Below are 16213 nucleotides of genomic sequence, written 5' to 3' on the forward strand. Positions count from 1 at the left end.
GGGCCGTCCGGTCCGCTCCGGCCGTGTGGGGGACGGGACCGTCCGCCTCAACAGGGCCAGTACGTCGTCCGCCACGCCCGCGGCCCCGGGTGGGGCAGCCGGCGGGCGGGGACGGTACGGGCCGGATCGGACCACTCCGAGGTCCCCGCCGCGGCGGACGAGGCGGCTCCCGAGGCCGCCGCCGTGCGCGTCCGCACCACCGCCAGGGCGGCGGCCAGCTCCTCGGGGGTCGGGTTGCCGCGTACGACCTTGATCACGTGACGGTCTCCTCGCTGTCGAAGCGGTCGGGGCTGCTCGGGCCGGTCAGAGCGGGATGTTGCCGTGCTTCTTCGGCGGCAGCGACTCGCGCTTGGTGCTCAGCGCGCGCAGGCCCCGCACGATGTGGCGCCGGGTGTCGGACGGCAGCACCACGGCGTCCACGTACCCGCGCTCGGCCGCGACATACGGGTTGAGGAGCGTGTCCTCGTACTCGGCGGTGAGCTTCGCCCGCAGCTCCTCCCGCTCCTCGGGCGTCTCGGCCGCCGCCAGGGTCCTGCGGTGGAGGATGTTGACCGCTCCCTGGGCGCCCATCACGGCGATCTGGGCCGTCGGCCAGGCGAGGTTGAGGTCCGCGCCCAGGTGCTTGGAGCCCATGACGTCGTACGCGCCGCCGAACGCCTTGCGCGTGATGACCGTGATCAGCGGGACCGTCGCCTCGGCGTAGGCGTAGATCAGCTTGGCGCCGCGCCGGATGATGCCGCCGTACTCCTGGTCGGTGCCGGGCAGGAAGCCGGGCACGTCCACGAAGGTCAGCACCGGGACGTTGAACGCGTCGCAGGTCCGCACGAACCGCGCGGCCTTCTCGGAGGCGTCGATGTCCAGGCAGCCCGCGAACTGCATCGGCTGGTTGGCGACGACTCCGACGGGCCGGCCCTCCACCCGCCCGAAGCCGGTGAGGATGTTCGGCGCGAACAGCGGCTGGGTCTCCAGGAACTCGCCGTCGTCCAGCACGTGCTCGATCACGGCGTGCATGTCGTACGGCTGGTTGGCCGAGTCCGGGATCAGCGTGTCCAGCTCGCGGTCGTCGTCGGTGACCGACAGGTCCGCCTCCTCGGGGAAGGCGGGCGGTTCGGAGAGGTTGTTGGACGGCAGGTACGACAGCAGCGCCTTGACGTACTCGATGGCGTCCTTCTCGTCGGAGGCCATGTAGTGCGCGACGCCGGAGGTGGCGTTGTGGGTGCGGGCGCCGCCCAGCTCCTCGAAGCCGACGTCCTCGCCGGTCACCGTCTTGATGACGTCCGGGCCGGTGATGAACATGTGCGAGGTCTGGTCGACCATCACCGTGAAGTCGGTGATCGCCGGGGAGTAGACCGCGCCGCCCGCGCACGGGCCCACCACGAGCGAGATCTGCGGGATCACGCCGGAGGCGTGGGTGTTGCGGCGGAAGATCTCGCCGTACGCGCCGAGCGAGGCCACGCCCTCCTGGATGCGGGCGCCGCCGGAGTCGTTGATGCCGATGACCGGGCAGCCCGTCTTCAGCGCGAAGTCCATCACCTTGACGATCTTCTGGCCGTAGACCTCGCCCAGGGCGCCGCCGAAGACCGTGAAGTCCTGGGAGAAGACGGCCACCGGACGCCCGTCCACCGTGCCGTAGCCGGTGACGACGCCGTCGCCGTAGGGCCGGTTCTCCTCCAGGCCGAAGTGGGTGGAGCGGTGGCGGGCGAACTCGTCCAGCTCGACGAACGACCCCTCGTCCAGGAGCAGGTCGATCCGCTCGCGGGCGGTCAGCTTGCCCTTGGCGTGCTGCTTCTCCACGGCGCGCGTCGAACCCGCGTTGGTGGCCTCCTCGATGCGCCGACGCAGGTCCGCGAGCTTGCCCGCGGTGGTGTGACGCTCGTGGTCCTCGGGTGCTGGGCTCTGCTGCTCGGACACGGGCTGCGGCTCCTCGTCGTGAACGTCTGGCTACCGACTCGTAGCGTATCGGCGGCCGAGCGGTACGGAGGTGCGGTGTTTGCCACACCTACGCTGTCTTGCATGACGCCCAAGGACCCCTCGGACAATCCCTGGTCGGACCTGGACCGACCGCCGCTGAACGCCTCCGCGCTCCGCCGCGCGCTGCTGCGGCCCGAAGCGCTGTGGACCTCTCTGGACGTGGTGCCCGAGACCGGTTCCACCAACACCGACCTCGCGGGGCGGGCGGCGAGGGGCGCGGCCCGCGAGGGGGACGTGCTGGTCGCCGAGCGGCAGACCGCCGGACGCGGGCGGCTGGAGCGCGCCTGGACGGCCCCCGCCCGGTCGGGGCTGTTCTTCTCCGTCCTGCTCACCCCGCGGGTGCCCGTGGAGCGGTGGGGCTGGCTCCCGCTGCTCGCCGGGGTCGCCACCGCCGCCGCCCTGGCCCGCACCGCCGGGGTGGACACGGCGCTGAAGTGGCCCAACGACGTCCTGGTGCGGGTCGGCGACGAGGAGCGCAAGCTCGGCGGCATCCTCGCCGAGCGGGTCGGGCACCCCGACGGGACCGCCTCCGTGGTGCTGGGCATCGGACTCAACGTCTCGTTGCGCGAGGACGAGCTGCCGGTGCCCACGGCCGGCTCGCTGACGCTGGCCGGCGCGTCCGGCACCGACCGCGACCCGCTGCTGCGGTCCGTGCTCCGGTCGCTGGAGGAGTGGTACGGCCGCTGGCACGCGGCGGACGGCGACCCGGAGGCGAGCCGGGTGCGGGAGGCGTACACCGCCGGATGCGCCACCCTCGGTCGGCGGGTGCGCGTCCTGCTGCCCGGCGACCGCGAGCTGGTGGGCGAGGCGGTCGCGGTGGACGGCGACGGACGGCTGGTCCTGGCGAGCGGCGAGGGGGTGCAGCGGCCGGTGGAGGCGGGCGACATCGTGCACCTCAGGCCCGCTCCGCAGGAGCCCCCGGAAGCACCGTCGGGAGAGTGAGCCAGGGCACACCTGCCGTATCGTTGACTCGACCCAGCGCGGCGGGCGCGGCGGCAGTGAGTGGATCGGAAGGGCAGTGGACGACTCGGGCACCCCAGCCGAAGAGCCGACGGCGACCGGAGAGCCGACGGGCGGTGCGGCGGCGGCCGGCGACGCGGACCGGACCGAGGAGGACCCCCTCGCGCTGCGCATCGAACAGCTGATCCTGGGCGCCCCCCGGCAGTACACGCCCTTCCAGGCGGCCCGCGCCGCCGACGTCCCGATGGAGCTGGCCGCCCGCTTCTGGCGGGCGATGGGCTTCGCCGACATCGGCCAGGCCCGGGCGCTGACCGAGGCCGACGTGCTCGCGCTGCGCCGGCTGGCCGGTCTGGTGGAGGCCGGGCTGCTCAGCGAGGCGATGGCCGTCCAGGTGGCGCGCTCCACCGGGCAGACGACGGCACGTCTGGCGGAGTGGCAGATCGACTCCTTCCTGGAGGGCCTGACCGAGCCGCCCGAGCCCGGGATGACCCGCACCGAGGTGGCGTACCCGCTGCTGGAGCTGCTCCTGCCCGAACTCCAGGAGTTCCTGGTGTACGTCTGGCGGCGGCAGCTCGCCGCGGCCACCGGCCGGGTGGCGCAGGACGACGAGGAGATGGTGGACCGGCGGCTGGCGATCGCCTTCGCCGACCTGGTGGGCTTCACCCGACTGACCCGCCGGCTGGAGGAGGAGGAACTCGGCGAGCTGGTCGAGGCGTTCGAGACCACCGCGGCCGACCTGGTCGCCGCGCACGGCGGCCGGCTGATCAAGACCCTCGGCGACGAGGTGCTCTACGTCGCCGACGACGCGGGCACGGCGGCCGAGATCGGCCTGCGGCTGATCGAGACCCTGGCCAACGACGAGACGATGCCCGAGCTGCGCGTGGGCATGGCCTTCGGCACGGTCACCACCCGCATGGGGGACGTCTTCGGCAACACGGTCAACCTGGCCAGCCGGCTGACCTCCATAGCCCCCAAGGACGCGGTGCTGGTCGACGAGGAGCTCCGCGCCGAGCTGGTCGCCTCCGGCCAGGCGCCGGCGTCGGAGAAGGAGGCCGACGACACCTCGGCGTACCGCTTCGCGCTCCGCCCCCTCTACCGGCGCCCGGTCCGCGGGCTGGGCGTCATCGAGCCGTGGCTGCTCAGCCGCCGGCCCTCCTGACGCGCTCCTCCCGACGCCCCCTTCGGTTCCCCGCTCCCCCGCCCTCTCCGCGCCCGTCCCGCGCCCGCCCTCGTCCTCCGCTCCCCCTTCCCCTCCCGGCCCCCCTGACCGACCGGGCGGTCGGATGGCATGATGCGCTCGACACCAGTGAGCGATCGTTAACCGGAAGGGCTGCGTGGACGACGTGAGCGACGACGTGAACGGGCACGTGAGCGAGGAGCGGTTCGGCGAGTGGGTCGTGGTGCGGCGCGAGACGGACACCCACGTCGCCGAGCTGGTGCTGGACCGGCCGAAGGCGATGAACGCCGTCTCCACCGAGATGGCCCGCCTCCTGGGGGAGGCGTGCGCGTCGCTCGCCGCCGACCGGCGGGTGCGGGCCGTGGTGCTCTCCTCCACCCACGAGCGGGCGTTCTGCGTGGGCGCCGACCTCAAGGAGCGCAACTCCTTCACCGACGCGGACCTGGCGCGGCAGCGGCCGTACGCCCGCGCCGCCTACACCGGGGTGCTGGAGCTGCCGATGCCCACGATCGCCGCCGTGCACGGGTTCGCGCTCGGCGGCGGCTTCGAGCTGGCCCTCTCCTGCGACCTGATCGTCGCCGACCCCACCGCCGTCGTCGGGCTGCCGGAGGTGTCCGTCGGGGTGATCCCCGGCGGGGGCGGCACCCAGTTGCTGCCGCGCCGGGTGGGCGCGGCCCGCGCCGCGGAGCTGATCTTCACCGCGCGGCGGGTGGAGGCCGCCGAGGCCCGTGAGCTGGGGCTGGTCGACCACCTGGCGGCCGAGGGGGAGGACCGCGCCGAGGCGCTGGCGCTGGCCCGGCGCATCGCGGCCAACTCCCCGGTGGGCCTGCGGGCGGCCAAGCGGGCGCTGCGCACCGGCTGGGGCCTGGACCTGCGCGCGGGCCTGGAGGTCGAGGACGCGGCCTGGCGCTCGGTGGCGTTCTCCGGGGACCGCGCCGAGGGCGTGGCGGCCTTCAACGAGAAGCGGGCCCCGCGCTGGCCCGGGGAGTGAGCCGCGAGCGAGCGGGCACGAGGCCCGAGAGCCGGTGTGAGCAGGTCGGCACGCTGGAGGGAAGGCCCATAACCTGGGTCGTATGAATCGGGTGCGGCATGGGTGACGACGCGCGGCTGAGGACCGTGGTGGCGCTGGCGCAGGCGATGGCCGCCGCCCCCACCCTGCGCGACGTCGCCCGCGCCGCCGCCGAGGGCGCGCGGACCGCGATGGACGGCTCCTTCGCCGCCGTCTCCGTCTGGGAGCGCGAGCGCGGCCGGCTGCGGGTGCTGGCGAACGTGGGGGAGCTGCGCGGGGACGAGGAGGAGTTCCCCGAGGACGAGTCGTACCCCGTCCACGACTTCCCGGAGATCACCGGGTTCCTCCACCGGCGCTGGACGGACGGCGGCGAGCCGCGCGCCTGGCTGGAGACGGCGGACGGCTCGGGGGACGTGCCGGGCACCCGGCGCGCGGCCGTGCTGCGCCGCCGCGGACGGGGCTGCTGCGTGGTCGCCCCGATCGTGCTGCACGGGCGGGCGTGGGGCGAGCTGTACGTGGCGCGGGAGGCGGACCGGCCCGTCTTCGACCGCGCCGACGCCGACTTCGCCACCGTGCTGGCGTCGGTGATCGCGGCCGGGATCGCCCAGACCGAGCGGCTGGAGGAGGTGCGCCGGCTGGCCTTCACCGATCCCCTCACCGGCCTGGCCAACCGGCGGGCGGTGGACGTGCGGCTGGACGAGGCGCTGGAGCGGCACCGGGCGGACGGGACGGTGGTGAGCCTGCTGGTCTGCGACGTCAACGGGCTCAAGACGGTCAACGACGAGCTGGGCCACGAGGCGGGCGACCGCCTGCTGGAACGATTCGCCTCGGTGCTGTCGCTGTGCGGCGCGATGCTTCCGGAGACGCTGGTCGCCCGACTGGGCGGGGACGAGTTCTGCCTGTTGGCGGTGGGGCCGTCGGCGGACGAGGTGGTCCGGGTCGCGGACGAGATCTGCCGTCGGGCCGCCGAGCTGGAGCTGGGCGAGGGGGTCGCCTGCGGGGTGGCCTCCACGGGGGACCCGATAGGCCCGGTCCGCTCGGCCCGCCGGCTGTTCCGTCTCGCGGACGCCGCCCAGTACCGGGCGAAGGCCGCCCGTACGGCCAAACCGGTGGTGGCCGGACGCGAGGGCGCGGACGACGCCGAGGACGCGGTGATCCGCCTGGCGGACGAGGCGGAGGCGGCCCGGCCCGCGGGCGACCGCCGCCGCATCCGCGGTCTGGACGTGTGACCCGGTCCCGGTTCGGGACCGGACGCCTCCGGAACCGTGACAGAACTCGATTCACTCCTTAGTGTTCCTGAATATGGATATGCAGCACCGTGTAGTGGTCGGGCCCTCCGGCACCGGCGCCGAGGACGTCGTCGCCGTCGCCCGCGGCCTGGCGTCCGTCGAACTCTCCGCGGAGGCGCTCGACGCCCTCGCCGCCGCGCGGCGGACCGTCGACGACCTGGCCGCCAAGCCCGACCCCGTCTACGGCGTCTCCACCGGCTTCGGCGCCCTCGCCGTCCGCCACATCCCCACCGACCTGCGCGTGAAGCTCCAGCGCAACATCGTCCGCTCGCACGCGGCCGGGATGGGGCCGCGCGTGGAGCGCGAGGTGGTGCGGGCGCTGATGTTCCTGCGGCTGAAGACCCTCGCCTCCGGGCACACCGGCGTACGGCCCGAGGTCGCCCGCGCCATGGCCGGCCTGCTCAACGCGCGGATCACCCCCGTCGTCCACGAGTACGGCTCCCTCGGCTGCTCCGGCGACCTCGCGCCGCTGTCGCACTGCGCGCTGACCCTCATGGGCGAGGGCGACGCCGAGGGGCCGGACGGGCGGGTGCGCCCCGCGGCCGACCTGCTGGCCGAGCACGGCCTGGCCCCCGTGGAGCTGCGGGAGAAGGAGGGCCTGGCGCTGCTCAACGGCACCGACGGCATGCTCGGCATGCTGGTGCTGGCCTGCGACGACCTCGCCCGGCTGTTCACCTGCGCCGACGTCACCGCGGCCCTCTCCCTGGAGGCGCTGCTGGGCACGGACCGGGTGCTCGCCCCCGAGCTGCACGCCATCCGTCCGCACCCCGGCCAGGCCGCGTCCGCCGCCAACATGCTGAAGGTCCTGGAGGGCTCCGGACTCACCGGGCACCACCAGGACGACGCCCCCCGGGTGCAGGACGCCTACTCCGTGCGCTGCGCCCCCCAGGTCGCCGGCGCCGGCCGCGACACCCTGGCCCACGCCCGCACCGTCGCCGAGCGGGAGCTGGCCGCGGCCGTGGACAACCCGGTCGTCCTGCCCGACGGCCGGGTGGAGTCCAACGGGAACTTCCACGGCGCGCCCGTCGCCTACGCGCTGGACTTCCTCGCCATCGCCGCCGCCGACCTGGCCTCCATCACCGAGCGCCGCACCGACCGGCTGCTGGACAGGAACCGCTCCCACGGACTGCCGCCCTTCCTCGCGGACGACGCGGGCGTGGACTCGGGCCTGATGATCGCCCAGTACACCCAGGCCGCCCTGGTGAGCGAGATGAAGCGACTGGCGGTCCCGGCCTCGGTGGACTCGATCCCGTCCTCGGCGATGCAGGAGGACCACGTCTCGATGGGCTGGTCGGCCGCCCGCAAGCTGCGGACCGCCGTGGAGAACCTGACCCGGGTGCTGGCCGTCGAGCTCTACACCGCCGCCCGCGCGATCGAACTGCGCGCCGCCGAGGGACCGACCCCGTCGCCCGCCACGTCGGCCGTGGTGGCCGCGCTGCGCGAGGCGGGGGCGGCCGGACCGGGAGAAGACCGTTTCCTGGCACCGGAGTTGGCGGCGGCCGAGGAGTTCGTCCGCACCGGAGGGCTCGTGGCGGCGGCCGAGACCGTCACCGGACCGCTGGCGTGAGGCCCTCGCGGCCGGAGCGGATGTGGGCGTGGGCCAGCAGGGCGGCGCCCGCGCCCAGGAAGCCGAGGCCCCCGACGACGTAGGGCGTGGTGTCGAAGCTTCCGGTGTCGGCCAACTCGACGCCGTCCGCGGAGCCGCCTTCGGATGTGACCCGGGTCTCCTCCTGGACCTGGGTCCGCGAGGCGTCGGGCCGGACGGCGTCCTCGCCGGTGGCGTTCGCGGACGGCACGAACCACAGGCCGAACAGGAGGCCGCCCGCGACGGCGGCGGTCGCCAGCGGTCGGCGGTGTGCTCGCACGGAAGAGCCCCCTCGGTGCTGCGAGTCGACGGTGCGCGCCACGATGCTAGCCACCGAAGAGGGGCGCGGGAAAGGCGACCGGTGGGACGATCGTCTTTTCCGTTCGCGCTCCCCGTGTCCGTCGCACTGCGATTCGGGTCACACCGGCACATAGACTGTGCGAGGCGTGGAAAGCGGTCCGGTACCCCGGGTGCTGTCGCGTGGTGAGCGTTCGATAACGATCCGGAGCGGAGGGGGATTCCCGCTCGTCGCTGCAACCTATGGTTCCGGGCGGGTGTCTTACCCCACAGTCTTACCCTGGGTGGAACGGGTCACAGCTCCCATGCGTTCTCGTACGTGCGGCTGTGGGTTGACATCCCGTTCACCCTCACCGGACGGCGTGGGACGCGGGCCGGGAGCCAGAGGTTCGTAAGCGGATGGAGAAGCGAGTGATGACGGACGGCAAGCGCCGCAGGAGTGTTGCGGTGGTGGCCGCGTTGCTCAGTGGGGTGCTCACACTGTCGGCGTGCGGGGGCGGTGACGGCGGTGGGGCCGAGGCCGACGCCGCGAAGAAGCCGGAGAAGGGCCAGGCGCAGGCCGACAAGGCCGCGGCGGAGAAGGCCTCCAGCGCGCGAATAGTCATCAACCCGAAGGACGGAACGGACAACTCCACCATAAACGGCGTCAAGGTCACGGTGAAGGGCGGCAAGCTCACCGAGGTGACCATGAAGGCCACCGCCACGGGCCAGGAGGTGGCGGGCACGCTCTCGGAGGACGGGGCGAGCTGGGCGCCCGACGGCCAGCTCGAGCGCGCCACCGAGTACACGATCTCCGCGCAGGCCGAGGACTCCAAGGGCCGGGAGGCGCACGAGAACTCCACCTTCACCACGGTCTCGCCGTCCAACAGCTTCATCGGCTACTACACGCCCGAGGACGGCTCGACCGTGGGCGTCGGCATGCCGGTCTCGATCAACTTCGACAAGGGCATCACCGACGAGTACAAGAAGGCCGTCGAGTCCGCGATCGAGGTCGACACCACCAGCGGCCAGGAGGTCGTGGGCCACTGGTTCAGCGACACGCGCCTGGACTTCCGGCCCGAGGAGTACTGGAAGGCCGGCTCCAAGGTGACCGTCGACCTCGACCTCGACGGCGTCGAGGGCGGGCCGAACGTCGTCGGCGTCCAGGACAAGACCATCGAGTTCACCGTCGGCCGCTCCCAGATCAGCACGGTGGACGCGAAGGCCAAGCAGATGAAGGTCGTCCGGGACGGCAAGACCATCCGGACCATCCCGATCTCGGCCGGCAGCCCCGAGACCCCGACCTACAACGGTCAGATGGTGATCTCCGAGAAGTTCAAGGAGACCCGGATGAACGGCGCCACGGTCGGCTTCACCGACGACGACGGCAAGGGCGAGTACGACATCAAGGACGTGCCGCACGCCATGCGCCTGTCGACCTCCGGCACCTTCATCCACGGCAACTACTGGGCCGCCGACTCGATCTTCGGCAACGCCAACACCAGCCACGGCTGCATCGGCCTGAACGACGTCCAGGGCGCCAACGACCCCGACCAGGACGGCGCCTGGTTCTACGAGAACTCGCTCCTCGGCGACGTCGTCATCGTGAAGAACTCGCCGGACAAGCAGATCACCCCGGACAACGGCCTCAACGGCTGGAACATGTCCTGGGAGGACTGGAAGGCGGGCTCCGCCCTCTGACGTCCTCGGTCCGGAGGCCCGACAGACCGGTCCGACCGGCCACACCGTGATCCGTCCCGCCGGGCGGCGGGCACGGCGCCCACGCGCCGCGCCCGCCGCCTTCGGCGTTTCCGGGGGTCCGGGGGAGGCTCCGGAGGGCGTCCGGGGGGCGCGGCGGACTTCTCATCGCCCTCTCATGGAGCCCTCAGCGAACCGTGAGCGAGCCTCCCTACGGTGCCGCACATGTTCCTCACCTACCTCCGGCGGGAGTTGCGCCGCCGCAGAAGGACGGCGTTCATCGTCGCCTCCGGGCTCGCGCTCGGCATCGCGCTGGTCATCGTCGTCGGCTCCGTCTCCACCGGGATGAGCCGGGCCCAGGAAGAGGTCCTGGAGTCCCTCTACGGCCTGGGCACCGACATGACCGTCACCAAGGCCGGGCCGGACCCGGAGGACGGCGAGGGGGCCGAGCGCCCCCGGTTCCGATTCGACGCGCGGGAAGGCGAGGAGGAGCAGAGCACCGAACGCCTGATGGTCCAGGGCTTCCGGACCCTCGACGCCGACACGGTCGACACGGTCGCCGAGCAGGACGGCGTGGCGGCCGCCGCGGGAGGCCTGAACCTGACCTCCGTTCGGGTCGACGGCGAGTTCGATCCCGGCGAGCCGCGCGGCCAGGGCCGGCCCGGCGAGCCCGGAGGACGGATCGAGGGCGGCGGAGCCGACTTCCGGGTCGACACCCGCACCATCGGCGGCGTCGACGTCCGCACCCCCGGGCTGGGCCCGCTGACCTCCGCCACCATCACCGACGGCCGCGGCTTCGCACGCGACGAGACCGACGCCGAGGTGGCCGTCGTGGACGGCGCGCACGCCGAGAGCGAGGACCTGTCCGTCGGCGACACCCTGGACATCGCCGGCACCGACTTCGAGATCGTCGGCATCGCCGGCGCCGAGAGCGACCAGCCCGCCGCCCAGATCTACATCCCCCTGGAGAGCGCCCAGAAGCTCGCCGACGCCGAGGACGCGATCACCACCGTCTACGTCCAGGCCACCGACTCGCAGCGGATCGACGAGGTCGAGGCGGCCATCCACCGGGAGATCCCGGACGCCACCGTCACCACCGCCGCCGACCTGGCCAAGACGGTCTCCGGCTCCCTCGGCACGGCCGCCGAACTCGCCGCGGGCGTCGGCAGATGGCTGTCGATCGCCGTGACGGCCGCCGCCTTCCTCGTCGCCGGACTGCTCACCTCCGCGGCCGTCGGCCGCCGGGTGCGCGAGTTCGGCACCCTCAAGGCACTGGGCTGGCGCAGCGGTCGGATCACCCGTCAGGTGGTCGGCGAGGCCGTGGTCAACGGGCTGCTCGGCGGCGCGCTGGGCATCGCCCTGGGCTGCGCGGGCGCGTACGTGGTGACCGCCGTCGGCCCGACCCTCACCGCCACGCCGGCCGCCGACGCGGGGGCCGGCGGTCCCGGCGGCGCGGACGGTCCGGGCGGCGGCGCCCTGCGCGCCCTGGGCCAAACCGGCGAGCGGACCCTGGACGTCGCGCTCACCGCCCCCGTCGACCTCCGCACCGTCGCCCTCGCCGTCGCCCTGGCCGTCACCGGCGGCCTCGTCGCGGGCGCGTTCGGCGCCTGGCGCGCCTCCCGCCTGCGTCCCGCCGACGCGCTGCGCCGCGTCGCCTGACACCCCCTCACCGGCCCGCCACGGGCCGCCCTCCGACCGGTGCCGCGCCCGCTCCCCCCGGGGCGCGGCACCCCTTCCGCCCTCCCAGGAGACCAGCCCATGTACCGACTCACCGGCGTCACCAAGCGCTACGCACGCGGCGAGAAGGCCGTCGACGCCCTCGACGGCGTGGACCTGACCATCGAGGACGGCGAGCGCCTCGTCGTCCAGGGCCCCACCGGAGGCGGCAAGTCCACGCTGTTGCAGATGCTCGGCGGACTCGACCGTCCCACCTCCGGCGGCGTCGAACTCGACGGCACCGACCTCGCCCGGCTGAGCGAGGCCAAGTTGACGAGGCTGCGCGCCGAGAAGATCGGCTTCGTCTTCCAGAGCTTCAACCTCGTCCCCACCCTCACCGCGCAGGAGAACGTCGAGACCGCGCTCGTCCCCCTCGGCGTCGGGACGAGGGAGAGGCGCCGGCGCGCGGCCGAGGCGCTGGAGGCCGTCGGGCTCGGCGAGCGGCTCGGCCACCTGCCCGGCGAGATGTCCGGCGGCCAGCAGCAGCGCGTCGCCATCGCCCGAGCCCTCGTCAAACAGCCGCGGGTGCTGCTCGCCGACGAACCCACCGGAAACCTCGACGAGTCGACGCGGGACGAGATCATGGAGGTCCTCGAAGGGCAGTGGACGGCACACGGACTGACGTTCGTGCTGGTCACCCACGACAGCTCCATCGCCCGCCGCGCCACCCGCGTGGCCACCATCCGCGGGGGACGGCTCACCACCGAGGAGAGAAGCGTGGCGGAAGGCAACCGGGCGGACGGATGAGGCGTCTCTCCCACCGCGAAGGCCGGTCGGCCCGACGGTGACAGCCCCGACGGAAAGGGGCATCGACCCCCAGGGCACCGCGTAGAACTCCAGTCTCATATGTCGTCATATGGCGCTGGTGCGGCGGCCTCCCGCATACTGCTCGCGCGGGGGGCCGCTGGGGTCCCCCACGCATGGTGACGAGCTCACCAGGGGGAACATTGACACAACGGAAGAGAACGGGCGTCGCGGCGATAACCACCGCCGTGGCCGTCGCGCTGACGGCGGGGCTGACCACCCCGTCGCTCGCGGCCCCGCCCACGTCGCCGGCCGAGTCCGGAGCCCGCCAGGGCGCCGACCGGACGGCCCGGGACGGACGGACCGTCACCCTCATCACCGGCGACCGGGTCGTGCTCGACCGGCGCGGCGAGGTCACCGGGATGATCCGCGCCAAGGGGCGCGAGAACGTACCCGTCCAGGTCGTCCGCACCGAGGGGCACACCTACGTGCTCCCGCGGGACGTCACCCGACTCATACGCGAACGCAAGCTCGACAAGCGGCTGTTCGACGTCACCGAACTCGCCCGCGAACGCCACCGCACGACCGCCGGGAACGGCGTCCCGGTCATCGTCACCTACCGGGGCGCGAAGCCCGCGGCCAAGGCCGAACTCCACGCCGAGGCCGACCCGACCGTGCGCGCCACCTTCCGCTCGGTCAACGGCGAGGCGCTGACCGTCGCCGAGGACGCCGCGGCCGACGCCTGGACGGCCCTGACCCGGCCGTCCTCCACCGAGGGCCAGCGCGCGGCGGCCCCCGGAGTCGCCACCGTCTCGCTCGACGGGATACACCGGGCCACGCTCGACAAGAGCGTGGCGCAGATCGGCACCCCCGCGGCCTGGAAGGCCGGATACGACGGCAAGGGCGTCACCATCGCCGTCCTGGACACCGGCATCGACACCACGCACCCGGACTTCGCCGGACAGGTCGTCGGGCAGCGGAACTTCTCCGCCGCCAAGGACGCCAAGGACCGCTACGGACACGGCACCCACGTCGCCTCCATCGCGGCCGGCTCGGGGGCGAAGTCCAAGGGGAAGTACCGGGGCGTCGCGCCCGGCGCCAAACTGCTCAACGCCAAGGTCCTCGACGACGACGGCTACGGCACCACCTCGGAGATCATCGCGGGCATGGAGTGGGCCGTGGCGCAGGGCGCCGAGGTCCTCAACCTCAGCCTCGGCGACTACGACACCCCCGAGGTCGACCCGATGGAGGACGCCGTCAACCGGCTGTCGAAGGACAGCGGCGCCCTCTTCGTGATCGCGGCCGGCAACGAGGGCCCCGGCCCCTCCACCATCGGCACCCCGGGCAGCGCGGACGCCGCGCTGACCGTCGGCGCCGTGGACAAGCAGGACAGGCTCGCCGAGTTCTCCTCCGTCGGCCCGCGGGTCGGCGACGGCGGCCTCAAGCCCGACCTGACCGCCCCCGGCGTGGACATCGGCGCCGCGGCGGCCAAGGGCAGCGTCGTCGAGCAGGAGGGGGAGAAGGTCGCCGACGGCTACGTGGCCATCTCGGGCACCTCCATGGCGACCCCGCACGTCGCCGGCGCGGCGGCGCTGCTGGCACAGCAGCACCCCGACTGGACCGGTGAGCGGATCAAGGCCGCGCTGACGGCCTCCACCGAGCCGGGTCCGGGCCACACCGCCTTCCAGCAGGGCTCCGGACGGGCCGACGTGGCCAAGGCGATCAAGCAGACGGTCGTCGCCGAACCGGTGTCGCTCTCCTTCGGCACGGCCCAGTGGCCGCACGGCGACGACAAGCCGATCACCAAGGGCGTCACGTACCGCAACCTCGGCGCCGAGGACGTCGCCCTGGACCTGGCCGTCGCCGCCACCGACCCCAAGGGCAAGGCCGCCCCGCAGGGCATGTTCACCCTCGCCGCCGACAGGATCACCGTTCCCGCGGGCGGCACGGCCACGGTCGACGTCACCGCCGACACCCGGCTCGGCGGCAACCTGAACGGCGCGTACAGCGCGACGATCACGGCGACCGGCGGCGGCCAGACCGTCCGCACCGCGGCCGCCGTCGACCGCGAGGTGGAGTCCTACGACCTGACCGTCCGGGTCGTCGGGCGCGACGGCAAGGCGGCCGGGCTGTGGGACACCACCCTGACCGACTACGACGACGGCGACTTCCGCTCGCTGTACGGCGAGAACGGCACCGCCGAGATCCGGCTGCCCAAGGGGTCCTACGCCCTGTCCACCCTCGTCGACCTGCCGGGCGGGGCGGAGGGCGAGATCGAGGGCCAGGACTGGCTCGCCGCGCCGGAGGTGAAGCTCACCAAGGACACCGCGCTCACCTTCGACGCCCGCAAGGCCAAGAAGGTCTCGCTGACGGTGGAGGACAAGAAGGCCGAACAGGCCGACCTGAACATGGAGCTCACCGGGGAGACCGAGGACGGCTTCACCACCTTCGCCGTCAGCGCGCCCGCTCTGAAGCAGGGCTTCCGCACCGCCCAGGTCGGTACCGCGACCGGTGTCGAGGTCTCGGCGAGCGTGGACACCTCCTGGACCAACGGGAACACGGAGTACCGCAGCGCCCACCACCGCAAGGGCGGCTTCTACACCGGCCTGACCCTGCACACCAAGCGGTCGGAGATGGCCGGGATCACCGTCGGCCAGGGCGCCACCCTCCCCGGCCGCACCGGCGTCCTGTCCACCGCGCCGTCCACCTCCTTCTGGACCACCGGGACGGAGCGCAAGCTCCCGCGCACCACGACGGTGTACGTCAGGGCCAAGGGCGTCGAGTGGTTCCAGGACTTCGTCCAGCTCGACAAGAACGGCGACTACGAGGCCACCTACTACGTCGACCCCAAGGCGTACACCGCGGGCAAGAAGTACAGCCGCACCTTCAACAACGGCGTCTTCGGCCCCCACCTGGCCAAGGGGGACGGCATCTTCCGCGACGGCGACACGCTCTACGGCATGGTCAACCCGTTCGCGGACGGCGCCGGCCACTACGGCGGCAGCCTGTACGACTCGGCGAAGACGACGCTGTACCGCAACGGCGAGAAGTTCGCGACGCGCGACGACGTCCTGGACTTCGTCGACTTCACCCTGCCGAAGGGCAAGGCGTCGTACAAGCTGGTCACCACCATCGACCGCGCCAAGGTGGCGAAGCTGAGCACCAAGGTCGGCGCCACCTACACCTTCACCTCCGGCCGTACCAAGGAGGAGACCGAGCTGCCGGCGACGGCGGTGCGCTTCGCGCCGAAGCTGGCCCTGGACGGCACCGCCAAGGCCAAGGCCACGGTGTCGGTGCCGGTGAAGATCCAGGGATCGGCCGCGGGCAAGAACCTGAAGTCGATCGGCGTGTACGTCTCCTACGACGGCGGCAAGAGCTGGAAGAAGCTCACCGTCAAGAAGGGCGCGGTGTCGGTCAAGAACCCCGGCAAGGGCAAGACCGTCTCCTTCAAGGCGAACGTCACGGACAAGAAGGGCAACACCCTCTCCCAGACGATCATCAACGCCTACCGCACCGCGTGACACCCCGGAGCGCGGGAAGCGCGTGACCTCGGCAGGCTCACGAGCCACACGAGGTACACGAGGCACCGACGCCCCACGCACCACCGGAGAACGGCCCGCCGGAGCACCCGCTCCGGCGGGCCGTTCGCCCGTGACGTCCCGTGCATCCGGGAGATGCAGGAAAGCCCGCAAAGCCCGGAAAGCCAGGAAATCCGGGAAATCCGGGAAAGTGGCATAAGGGCGCCCGTGGTGGGGAGCCGAACGAGTACGGGGGAGCATCCGTGAGGA

Annotated in this window: 12 protein-coding genes; 9 read left to right on the forward strand and 3 right to left on the reverse strand. The window is 73.0% G+C overall.

Annotation, left to right across the window (positions count from 1 at the left end; translation table 11 throughout):
• Positions 1–47: 47 nt before the first annotated feature.
• A complete protein-coding gene (locus tag ABD335_RS20355) occupies positions 48–257 on the reverse strand; it encodes an acyl-CoA carboxylase subunit epsilon (RefSeq protein WP_344325426.1) in 210 nt (69 codons plus the stop codon).
• Between the two features lie 46 nt (positions 258–303).
• Positions 304–1911 carry an acyl-CoA carboxylase subunit beta gene (locus ABD335_RS20360; RefSeq protein WP_344325429.1) on the reverse strand — a complete coding sequence of 536 codons (1608 nt, stop codon included), beginning with the start codon at positions 1909–1911 and terminating at the stop codon, positions 304–306.
• 102 nt (positions 1912–2013) lie between these two features.
• On the opposite strand from ABD335_RS20360, the gene ABD335_RS20365 reads away from it, so the two are divergent.
• The 5 genes from ABD335_RS20365 to hutH all read left to right on the forward strand — a co-directional run bounded on the left by ABD335_RS20365 (position 2014) and on the right by hutH (position 7973).
• On the forward strand, positions 2014–2913 hold the full coding sequence (locus ABD335_RS20365; protein WP_344325432.1) for a biotin--[acetyl-CoA-carboxylase] ligase: 900 nt from the start codon (positions 2014–2016) through the stop codon (positions 2911–2913).
• 76 nt (positions 2914–2989) lie between these two features.
• Positions 2990–4090: an adenylate/guanylate cyclase domain-containing protein gene (locus ABD335_RS20370; RefSeq protein WP_344325435.1), complete on the forward strand. Its 1101-nt coding sequence runs from the start codon at positions 2990–2992 to the stop codon at positions 4088–4090.
• A gap of 208 nt (positions 4091–4298) precedes the next feature.
• The gene (locus tag ABD335_RS20375) at positions 4299–5099 is read left to right on the forward strand and encodes an enoyl-CoA hydratase/isomerase family protein (RefSeq protein ID WP_344325709.1); all 801 of its coding nucleotides are present in this window, start codon (positions 4299–4301) and stop codon (positions 5097–5099) included.
• Between the two features lie 98 nt (positions 5100–5197).
• Positions 5198–6346 carry a GGDEF domain-containing protein gene (locus ABD335_RS20380; RefSeq protein ID WP_344325438.1) on the forward strand — a complete coding sequence of 383 codons (1149 nt, stop codon included), beginning with the start codon at positions 5198–5200 and terminating at the stop codon, positions 6344–6346.
• Positions 6347–6419: 73 nt separating this feature from the next.
• Entirely contained in the window at positions 6420–7973 is a 1554-nt protein-coding gene (gene hutH / locus ABD335_RS20385) for a histidine ammonia-lyase (RefSeq protein ID WP_344325441.1), read from the forward strand.
• On the opposite strand, the gene ABD335_RS20390 is transcribed toward hutH, so the two are convergent.
• A complete protein-coding gene (locus ABD335_RS20390) occupies positions 7954–8271 on the reverse strand; it encodes a hypothetical protein (RefSeq protein WP_344325444.1) in 318 nt (105 codons plus the stop codon). The two genes, hutH and ABD335_RS20390, sit on opposite strands and share 20 nt — an antisense overlap.
• A 416-nt stretch (positions 8272–8687) precedes the next feature.
• Here ABD335_RS20390 and ABD335_RS20395 point away from each other — a divergent pair, with 416 nt between their 5' ends.
• From ABD335_RS20395 to ABD335_RS20410, 4 genes are all read left to right on the forward strand, one after another.
• The gene (locus tag ABD335_RS20395; RefSeq protein ID WP_344325447.1) at positions 8688–9968 is read left to right on the forward strand and encodes a L,D-transpeptidase; all 1281 of its coding nucleotides are present in this window, start codon (positions 8688–8690) and stop codon (positions 9966–9968) included.
• Positions 9969–10190: 222 nt separating this feature from the next.
• The gene (locus ABD335_RS20400; protein WP_344325450.1) at positions 10191–11624 is read left to right on the forward strand and encodes an ABC transporter permease; all 1434 of its coding nucleotides are present in this window, start codon (positions 10191–10193) and stop codon (positions 11622–11624) included.
• A 99-nt stretch (positions 11625–11723) separates the two neighbouring features.
• A complete protein-coding gene (locus ABD335_RS20405; RefSeq protein ID WP_344325453.1) occupies positions 11724–12428 on the forward strand; it encodes an ABC transporter ATP-binding protein in 705 nt (234 codons plus the stop codon).
• Between the two features lie 245 nt (positions 12429–12673).
• Positions 12674–15946 (forward strand): S8 family peptidase, encoded by a 3273-nt coding sequence (locus tag ABD335_RS20410; RefSeq protein WP_344325456.1) that lies wholly within the window; start codon positions 12674–12676, stop codon positions 15944–15946.
• The last annotated feature ends 267 nt before the right edge of the window (positions 15947–16213 follow it).

It is taken from the genome of Streptomyces macrosporus (assembly GCF_039533145.1).
In the GTDB taxonomy this organism is placed as follows: Bacteria; Actinomycetota; Actinomycetes; order Streptomycetales; family Streptomycetaceae; genus Streptomyces; species Streptomyces macrosporus.

Coding starts and splice junctions, on each gene's coding strand:
- ABD335_RS20365 (WP_344325432.1), top strand. CDS start 2,014: ATGACGCCCAAGGACCCCTCGGACAATCCCTGGTCGGACCTGGACCGA.
- ABD335_RS20380 (WP_344325438.1), top strand. CDS start 5,198: ATGGGTGACGACGCGCGGCTGAGGACCGTGGTGGCGCTGGCGCAGGCG.
- hutH (WP_344325441.1), top strand. CDS start 6,420: ATGGATATGCAGCACCGTGTAGTGGTCGGGCCCTCCGGCACCGGCGCC.
- ABD335_RS20395 (WP_344325447.1), top strand. CDS start 8,688: ATGGAGAAGCGAGTGATGACGGACGGCAAGCGCCGCAGGAGTGTTGCG.
- ABD335_RS20400 (WP_344325450.1), top strand. CDS start 10,191: ATGTTCCTCACCTACCTCCGGCGGGAGTTGCGCCGCCGCAGAAGGACG.
- ABD335_RS20405 (WP_344325453.1), top strand. CDS start 11,724: ATGTACCGACTCACCGGCGTCACCAAGCGCTACGCACGCGGCGAGAAG.